The organism is Brevundimonas sp., assembly GCF_036732845.1.
GTDB lineage: Bacteria > Pseudomonadota > Alphaproteobacteria > Caulobacterales > Caulobacteraceae > Brevundimonas.
In genome coordinates this window covers 1-8,631 of the sequence record NZ_DAINBO010000062.1, presented here as the reverse complement: position 1 = coordinate 8,631, position 8,631 = coordinate 1, and the positions used below count along the sequence as shown (strand labels likewise).

Annotated in this window: 5 protein-coding genes; all 5 read right to left on the bottom strand. The window is 67.8% G+C overall.

Going from position 1 to position 8,631, the window contains the following annotated elements; genetic code table 11:
- Positions 1-145: 145 nt before the first annotated feature.
- Complete coding sequence (gene ftsZ, locus V7D63_RS12735; RefSeq protein WP_333592653.1) at positions 146-1,711, bottom strand: cell division protein FtsZ; 1,566 nt, start codon at positions 1,709-1,711, stop codon at positions 146-148.
- 248 nt (positions 1,712-1,959) lie between these two features.
- Positions 1,960-5,208 carry a TonB-dependent receptor domain-containing protein gene (locus tag V7D63_RS12730; RefSeq protein WP_333592652.1) on the bottom strand — a complete coding sequence of 1,083 codons (3,249 nt, stop codon included), beginning with the start codon at positions 5,206-5,208 and terminating at the stop codon, positions 1,960-1,962.
- 221 nt (positions 5,209-5,429) lie between these two features.
- The gene (gene ftsA / locus V7D63_RS12725) at positions 5,430-6,752 is read right to left on the bottom strand and encodes a cell division protein FtsA (RefSeq protein ID WP_333592651.1); all 1,323 of its coding nucleotides are present in this window, start codon (positions 6,750-6,752) and stop codon (positions 5,430-5,432) included.
- A gap of 21 nt (positions 6,753-6,773) precedes the next feature.
- Positions 6,774-7,655 carry a cell division protein FtsQ/DivIB gene (locus V7D63_RS12720; protein ID WP_333592650.1) on the bottom strand — a complete coding sequence of 294 codons (882 nt, stop codon included), beginning with the start codon at positions 7,653-7,655 and terminating at the stop codon, positions 6,774-6,776.
- Positions 7,643-8,578 (bottom strand): D-alanine--D-alanine ligase, encoded by a 936-nt coding sequence (locus V7D63_RS12715; protein ID WP_333592649.1) that lies wholly within the window; start codon positions 8,576-8,578, stop codon positions 7,643-7,645. Before V7D63_RS12715 ends, V7D63_RS12720 begins: the two co-directional genes overlap by 13 nt.
- Between the last annotated feature and the right edge of the window lie 53 nt (positions 8,579-8,631).

The following is an 8,631-nucleotide window of genomic DNA, read 5'->3' as shown; positions in this document are numbered from 1 at the left end:
CTTAGGGCTTAGGGCTTAGGGCTTAGGGCTTAGGGCTTAGGGCTTAGGGCTTAGGATGATGCGCTGGGGCGGATAGCGGACAATAAACGAAAAGGGCGGCCCATCTGGACCGCCCTTCTAAGCCCTAATTCCTAAGCCCTAAGCCCTAGTTGGCCAATCGGCGCAGGAAGGACGGGATCTCCAGATCATCGTCGGCCTGGCCCAGTTCGGGGTCCTGGATCACCGGCTGCGTCGCGGCGGCAGAGGCGCGAGGAACCTGACGCGGCGCATAGGTCGGCGCGGGCGGCGCGGTCCGCTTGCCGCGGCCGAACAGGCTCCAGCCCGACTTGCGGTGATGATCACCGTCGTCGGCATAGTCATCGACCGGCGGGGCGGCGACCGGCTCGCGCGCGCTGGCCGCGGCGCGATCCATATAGAGGTCGCCCTGGACGGTCGGCGACGTCTCGGCCGGAGCGGCGGCGCGGGCGGCCGGAACGGCTTCATACTCCTCGACCCACGGATCGACGATCGGCTCAAGGGTGCGCGGCGTTTCGGCGGCGTGGATCACCGGCTCGGAACGAACCTCCGGCAGCGGCGCCGGGGCGAAGGTCGGCTGAACGATCGGGGTTTCCACACGCGGGGCGGCCGCACGCACCGGCTCGGCGCGAACGGGTTCGGCCGGGACCGGAGCCGAGGCGTACAGAGGGGCCGGGCGGCGGGCGTCGAGGGTGCGGGTCGCGGCGACCGGCTCCTGCTTGCCCATCGAGGCCTCGTCCATGCCGGTGGCGACGACCGAGACGCGGATCTTGCCGTCCAGGGCCGGGTCGAAGGCGGCGCCGAAGATGATGTTGGCGTCGGCGTCCACTTCCGCCGAGATGGCGTTGGCGGCCTCGTCGACCTCCAGCAGGGTCATGTCCATGCCGCCGGTGATGTTGACCAGCACGGCCTTGGCGCCCTTCAGGGAGGTCTCGTCCAGCAACGGGTTGGCGATGGCGTTCTGGGCCGCCAGCAGGGCGCGGTCGTCGCCCGTGGCCTCGCCCGTGCCCATCATTGCCTTGCCCATCTCGCTCATCACCGCGCGGACGTCGGCGAAGTCGAGGTTGATCAGGCCCGGCAGGATCATCAGGTCGGTGATCGAACGCACGCCCGAGTGCAGCACCTGGTCGGCCATGCCGAAGGCGTCGGCGAAGGTCGTGCGCTCATTGGCGACGCGGAACAGGTTCTGGTTCGGAATGACGATCAGGGTGTCGACATAGCGTTGCAGCTCGGCGATGCCCGAATCCGCCAGGCGCATGCGGTGACGCCCCTCGAAGGTGAAGGGCTTGGTCACGACGCCGACGGTCAGGATGCCCCGATCACGCGCGCATTTGGCGATGATCGGCGCGGCGCCGGTGCCGGTGCCGCCGCCCATGCCGGCGGTGATGAAGATCATGTGCGCGCCTTCCAGGTGCGCGTGAATCTCGTCGGCCGATTCCTCGGCGGCGTTCATGCCGACCTCGGGGTGGGCGCCCGCGCCCAGGCCTTGCGTGATCGTGGCACCCAATTGGATGCGGCGATCCGTCTTGGCGAAGCTGAGGTGCTGGGCGTCGGTGTTGGCGACGACGAACTCGACCCCTTCGAGACCCGCGTCGATCATGTTGTTGACGGCGTTGCCGCCCGCGCCGCCGACCCCGAAGACGACGATGCGAGGCTTCAATTCCGTGGCTTCAGGACGCACCAGAGAAAGAGACATATTCGTTCCGACCTTCCGACCCTGCCCTCTCGACACCCGCGAAATCCCGCCGATTCGCCAGTAGTTATGAGCGTCTTAAGGAAACGCCCGGGAGCGTTAAGAGAAGGTTATCGGATAGCTTGAGTCGGCCCTCTGGCGAGCGATTTCGTTAACCATCGCCGCAAATTTTCGATCTCGAAACGGCAAAGAAGAAGGGGCGGCCCTTTCGGACCGCCCCTCGCAGTGTTCGGCGAATGCCGAGGTCCGGCTTACCAGACCTTGTAGTTGAAGTTGACGAAGTAACGACGGCCGAACAGGTCGAAGTTGTCGTTGGAGTTGCGGCCCAGCCAGTGCGCCGGCTCTTCGTCGAAGGCGTTGACCACACCGGCACGGACCCGCAGGTCGTCGGTGACCTGATAGGCCATCGTGAAGTCGTGCTGGTTGAAGGCGCCGGTCTCCAGGTATTTGGCGAACTCGCGGATGTCCGGGTTGGCCACCAGGGCGTCGGCGTCGCCGATCTCCTGGCTGCCCTGCCAGTCCCAATCCCACGACAGGGTCAGGCGGTCGGTGGGCTGCCAGGCCACGGTCGACAGGAAGCGGACCCGCGGCGTGCCGACCGTGTCGGCGAAGATCGTCGGGAAGTCCGGCAGCGCGATGTTGGTGTAGTCGTTCTGCTCGATCGTGTAGGAGCCGCGCAGGTTCCAGTTGATGCGGCCCCAGTCCTGGCCGATCACATCGACGATGTCGAAGCGGTATTTGGCTGAGAAGTCGACGCCTTCCGCGGTCAGCTTGGCGTAGTTCAGCGAACCTTCGATGAAGGTCGAGATCATCCAGGTGGTCGGATCGCGCGTGATGGTGTCGCACGCCGCCTGGTTGATCGTATTGCCGTTCACGCACTGGACCGCGTTCTGAAGCCCGGTGGTGGTGTCGATCGCGTCGTCGATCTCGATCTTGTAGTAGTCCAGCACCAGCGAGAAGTTGGGGAAGTACGACGGCGTCCACACCACCGAGGCGGTGAAGGAGTCCGAGGTTTCCGGCTGCAGGAAGGGGTTGCCGCCGCTCAGGCCCGGAATGCCGCCCGTGCCGTAGGTCGGCTGGAAGGCGTTCGGGTCGGTCGGGTTCACGAAGGTGAAGCTGTGACCGGCCGCGTTCGACAGGGCCTGGCAGTTGGCCCGGCGGTTGGCCTGGATGGCCGTGTCGGTCAGGGCGTTGATGTTCGAGACCAGGCAGGGGTCCGCGAAACCGTTGGCGAAGGTCTGACCGTAGGGCGAGTACAGTTCGCCCAGGTTCGGCACGCGGATGGCCGTGTTCTGCGTGACGCGGAACAGCAGGTCGTCGATCGGACGCCAGGAACCCTGGATCGAATAGGTGTCCTGGATGCCGACGGTGGTGTAGTCGGCGGTGCGATAGGCGCCCGAGATTTCGGCCGAACGGCCCAGCCAGCTATCCTGGAACAGCGGCACGCGCAGTTCGATGAAGGCTTCGCGCGTCTCGTAGGACACGGCCGGGAAGTCCGGGCCTTCGTTCAGGAACAGCATGCGGCCGCCCGAGGGAGCGCTGCGGCCGGTGCCCGAGGTGGTTTCCTTGCGGCTTTCGACGCCCATGGCGAAGCCGATCGGGCCGGCGCCCCAGAAGTCCCACAGCTCGCCGGACATGAAGCCCAGGAAGTCCTGCTGACGGTTGTGGTCGGTGACGTAGATCTCAGCGCCGATGAACTCACGCGCGGCGTCCGAGAAGCCGCCCTCGCCGAAGATGCGCACCGGCGTACACCGGTTGATCATGTCGTTGGTGATGCCGCTGTAGCCGAGCGCCACCGAACCCGAGGTCGGGATCGGATAGCCCTGGGCGCGACGCAGTTGCGTGCGGCAGACCACCTCGCCCGGACGGCCGTTGACGATGCCGGCGGTGTCGACCACCGCGTCGGCGGCCATCTGCAGCTCGTTGTAGCCGTCGGCCCGCTCCCAGTTGCGGTTGTTCATCTCGCCGTAGGTGTAGCCGACTTCCCAGTTCAGGTTCTTGATGAAGCCGACGTCGCCCGCGTCGCCGCGCAGACCGATGACGTAACGCTGCAGGTCACGCTGGTTCAGTTGCGAACGGACGGTGGGGTACAGTTTGTGCTGGGCGCGCGGGTCGGCGACGGTCGAGGTGACCACGCCGGCCGAGTTGAAGATCTGGCGCATGTTGTTCTGGATCGCCAGACGCACGTTGGCCGGCAGATAGGCGTTGTCCAGGCCGATCTGCAGTTGGCCGCCGGTGGTCACGACCGGCGGGCTGGCCGGGTTATAGGCGGCGATGTTGAAGTCGTAGAAGGTGCGCTGACCGGCGTCGTAGGTCTCTTCCTCGGCGTATTTGCCTTCACCGAAGGCGGTGACGTTGTCCGACAGATCCCAGGTGAAGCCCGACTGGACGCGCCACTCTTCCGACTGCGGCAGACGGCTGGTGCCGCCCTGTTCGGTGTTCAGCGCCTGGCCGTTGCCGCCGTTGGAGGTGATGCGGTTGCCGGTGCCCTGACGGATCGAACCGAACACCAGCGGCATGGAGTTGCCGTTGGCGTCGTACAGGAAGGCGTTGTTCGGGTTGTTCGACGGGGCGATGTAGAAGCAGCCCGCGCCGTAGGACGCCAGCGAGCAGGTCACGGGAGCCACGTCCGGGTCGGCCGCCGGCGAGGGCTGGACGCCCGTGGCCAGGATGGTGATGCCGCCGAAGCCGGTGCCGCGGATGAAGGTGCGGGCGTTGTTGATCAGGATGGCGTCCGGCACGCCGTCGGTCGGGGCCGTGGTCGGGTCGACGTCCCAACCGATCAGGGTCCAGCCTTCACGCAGCCAGTCCATGTCGGCGTCGACGACCTGATCGTTCTCCTTGTACTCGGCGGTCAGATAGACGTTCAGAGTGTCGTCGAACAGGTTTTCGCCCCACAGGAAGCCGATGCGGCTGGAAGCCTGGCCGTCCTGGTTGATCTGCGAATAGGCGCCATCGATCTCCAGGCCCTCATAGTCGTCCTTCAGGATGAAGTTGACCACGCCGGCCACGGCGTCGGCGCCGTAGACCGAGGCGGCGCCGCCGGTGATGACTTCGACGTTCTCGATCAGCAGACGCGGGATGGTGTCGACATCGACCGCCAGCGAGGCGGGGGCCGAACCGACGTGACGACGGCCGTTGACCAGCACCAGGGTGCGCGCCGCGCCCAGGCCGCGCAGGTTCAGCAGCGACAGGCCGCCGTCGTTCAGGTTCGAGCCGGTGGTGTCTTCCGGCACCTGCGAGAAGGTCAGGGCCGGGATGTCGGCCAGATAGTCGACGACGTTGGCCTCGCCCGACTGGTCCATCTCTTCGCGGGTGATCTGGATCAGCGGCGTCGGGGCGGTGGTGGCGTCGCGGCGGATGCGCGAGCCGGTGACCACGACTTCTTCGACCTGAGAGGCGCCCCCGGCGGGGTCCTGGGCGTGGGCGGGCACGACGGCGACGGCCATCAGGCCGGCCAGCACGGTCGTGCCGAAGAGATAGTTGCGCTTCAGTTGCATTAGATAGGCCCCAAGCTTCGAGTGATGCGAATGCGCAGCATACGAGTCGCATGCTGCACTTGGGCCTGACGCTAGCCGTACGAGCACGCAAGTCGCAACATAATTGCCGCAATTACGGCAACGTAAGCACCGCGTTGTAACAATACGGACACAGTTTCGCTGCAAGCGCGAAGAGCGCGCCGAAGCGCGCCCTTTCAAAAATGTAGAAAAATCCGAGAGATTTAGAGGTTGTCGCGAAGCCAGCCGGCGGCGCGCGCCAGAATGTGGCCACGATGGACGCGCGGGGCGTCGGCCGCCCCAATTGGGCGCGTCATCAGCTTGCGCGCCGACACGGCTTCGCGCGGGCCGTAGGCGGCGCGCAGCAAGACCCCGGCCGAGGCGCAGAAGGCCGGGCCGGACGCCGCGTCGGCCAGGTGCGGCGCGCGCTGCGGCTTACCCAGGCGTACGGGACGGTCGAACACGCGCACGGCCAGTTCGCGCACGCCGTTCAACTGGCTGGCGCCGCCGGTCAGGACCACGCTGGCGCCCGGATCGACCAGGGCGCCCTTGTCGCGCAGGCGATCGCGCATCAGCTCCAGCGTCTCCTCGACGCGAGGGGCGATGACGGTCTTGAGCATGGAGCGGGGCACCACGACGGGACCGGCCGAGGGGTCCTCGCCGCGCGGCGGAGCCTCCAGCATCTCGCGGTCTTCGTTGGCGCTGGCCATGGCCGAGCCGTGCAGGGTCTTCAAACGCTCGGCCCCGGCGCGGCTGGTGGACAGGCCTCGGGCGATGTCGGCCGTGACGTGATCGCCGCCGACGCCCAGGCTTTCGACGTGCAGCAGCGAGCGCCCGCCCCAGACCGCCGCCGAGGTGACGCCGCCGCCCATGTCGATACAGACGCAGCCCAGGTCCATCTCATCGTCTTCCAGCGCCGCCAGGGACGTGACGACCGGCGCCGCCACGACGCCCTGAAGGTCCAGATGGGCCAGCTCCAGACAGTGACTGAGGGTCGAAAAAGCGCTCTCGGCCATGGAGACGACCAACAGGTCCAAGCCCAGCGACCCGCCGCGCATGGAACGCGGATCGTGCACGCCGCGCGCGCCGTCCACCGACCATGAGACGGGCAGGACGTGGATCGGCCGGCGATTGGGCAGTTTCAACTGGGCCAAGGCCATGCCGATGGCGCGGGCCAGGTCGGCGTCATCGACGGGCTTGGCGCCCAGGGACACCTGCGCGCGCAGGCGATGGCTGGCCATCTGGCCGACGGCGGTCGTGACCACCACGCCCGACACCGGCGCCCCGGCGGCGCGCTCGGCCCGTTCCACGGCGTGGCCGATGGCGCCCGCGGCCTCTTCCAGGTTGATGACCCCGCCGCCCTTGATCCCCTTGGACTGGACATGACTAGCGCCCGCCACGCGGATGGTGCGGTCGGCGTGGCGCACCCCGTCGGGGCGCATGATGAAGCAGGAGACCTTGGAATGGCCGAGGTCGAGGGCCGCCACCACCGGCGCCCGCGCGGCGCCCAGCGCCTCTCCCTGATTGTCACGCACCCGTCCGGCCATGCCCGCCGCTACTCCCCCGAACTATGCTTCGCCGCTCTCGGAGGGCCGGACGGCGATCTCCTCGGGCGTTCTCAGATCGACCCGGGCGAAACCCAGGTCCAGCAATCGCTCGCGCTGATCCAGGGCGTCGAGCCGGATCAGGGCTTCATCCTGATCGACGGCCGGAAGCTGGATCAAGGAGCCGTCCTTCAGGCGCAGGTCCCAGCGGCGCTCATCCACGCGGACGACGGCGTCGATGCGGCTCATCAGGCGCGGGCGCTGGGCCAGCAGAGGCAGAACCTCGGCGGCGGCCTGGTCGGCCCCCCTGCCCACCACCAGCGGCAGGCGCGGATAGCGGGCGGCCTGGGCGTCGGGGATGACCTTGCCCGAACCGTCGATGACGAAGGCGCGGCCCGCGTTCTGCCAGACGGCCAGGCGGTCATGCTCCTTGACCTCGACGATCAGGGTGTCGGGCAGCAGGCGCACCACGCGCGCCTCCTTGACCCAGCCGACCGACTGGACCCGCTGACGCAGCAGATCCAGGTCGAGACCGGTGATCGGCGCGCCCGCTTCGAGCTGTAGGGCCTGCTGGATCGCCGGTTGGGCCTCGGCCGAGGCGCCGGTGATGTGGACTCGGCGCAGTTTCAGCCCCAGGCCGGTGGTGACCCCGTCCACGCCGTCAGAGACGGCCGCGCCGATACGCTCGGCTCGCGCGCCGGTGGCCAGAACCGCGACCAGGACCAGACAACCGGCGGCCATGCTGATCATCACCGCGCGCGGCGACAGGTCCAGGCGGCCGATGGCGGCGACCTTGGCCGGGGTGGCGGGGGCGTTGCGGGGTCCCTTGCCGCGCGCGGAAGCGGGCGCGCCGCGTCGCGGCGCCTGCGCGCTCTGACGTCTGCCGCCACGGACTACCGCGGGCATGAGGCGTCCTCCACCATCCACCGCACCAGATTCGGATAATCCATCCCGACGTAGGCGGCCTGCTCGGGAACGAGCGAGGTGGGCGTCATGCCGGGCTGGGTGTTCACCTCCAGCAAGACGAGATCGTCCTTAACATCGTCATAACGAAAATCGCTGCGCGACACGCCGCGACAGCCCATGGCGGCATGGGCCAGCTCGGCCTGGCGCAAGGCCTTTTCAAACACGGCGGGCGGCAATTCGGCCGGCAGCACATGGCGCGAGCCGCCCGGCGCGTATTTGGCCTCGTAGTCGTAGAAGCCCTTGGTCGGGGTGATGTCGGTGATGGTCAGGGCGCGCGGACCCGACTTTTCCCCAAGAACGGTGACGGCCAGCTCCTTTCCGGCGATGAACGGTTCGACCATCACCTGGTCGCCATAGGTCCAGCCGGGTTCGCCGACGGCGGCGACGGGCGCCTCGCCCTCGCGCACCAGATAGACGCCGACCGAAGACCCCTCGGCGTTGGGCTTGACGACATAGGGCGGCGCGATGACGTGGCCCGCCGCGACGGCGTGACGGTCGAACAGGCCGCCGCCGGGAACGATCACGCCCGCCGCGCGCAGCACCGCCTTGGACTTGTCCTTGTCCATCGCCAGGGCCGACGAAAGAACGCCGGAATGGGTGTAAGGGATGGCCAGGGTCTCCAGCACGCCCTGAACACAGCCGTCCTCGCCCCATTCGCCATGCAGGGCGTTGAAGGCGACATCGGGCTTCAGCCGGGTCAGCACCTGGGCCAGGTCACGACCGGCGTCGACGCGGGTGACGCGGTAACCGGCGGTCTCCAGCGCCTTGGCGCAGCCTTCGCCGGACGACAGCGACACCTCGCGCTCCGACGACAGCCCGCCCATCAGGACGGCGACGTGCATCTGGGACGGCGGGCGGGTCATGCGGGACTCGGAAACGGGCGCGAGCCGCCTTGATCGCCGAAGGTTGGTTTACG

Excerpts from the sequence above, each read along its gene's own strand:
- ftsZ (WP_333592653.1), bottom strand. The coding sequence starts at position 1,711 with ATGTCTCTTTCTCTGGTGCGTCCTGAAGCCACGGAATTGAAGCCTCGC.
- V7D63_RS12730 (WP_333592652.1), bottom strand. The coding sequence starts at position 5,208 with ATGCAACTGAAGCGCAACTATCTCTTCGGCACGACCGTGCTGGCCGGC.
- ftsA (WP_333592651.1), bottom strand. The coding sequence starts at position 6,752 with ATGGCCGGACGGGTGCGTGACAATCAGGGAGAGGCGCTGGGCGCCGCG.
- V7D63_RS12720 (WP_333592650.1), bottom strand. The coding sequence starts at position 7,655 with ATGCCCGCGGTAGTCCGTGGCGGCAGACGTCAGAGCGCGCAGGCGCCG.
- V7D63_RS12715 (WP_333592649.1), bottom strand. The coding sequence starts at position 8,578 with ATGACCCGCCCGCCGTCCCAGATGCACGTCGCCGTCCTGATGGGCGGG.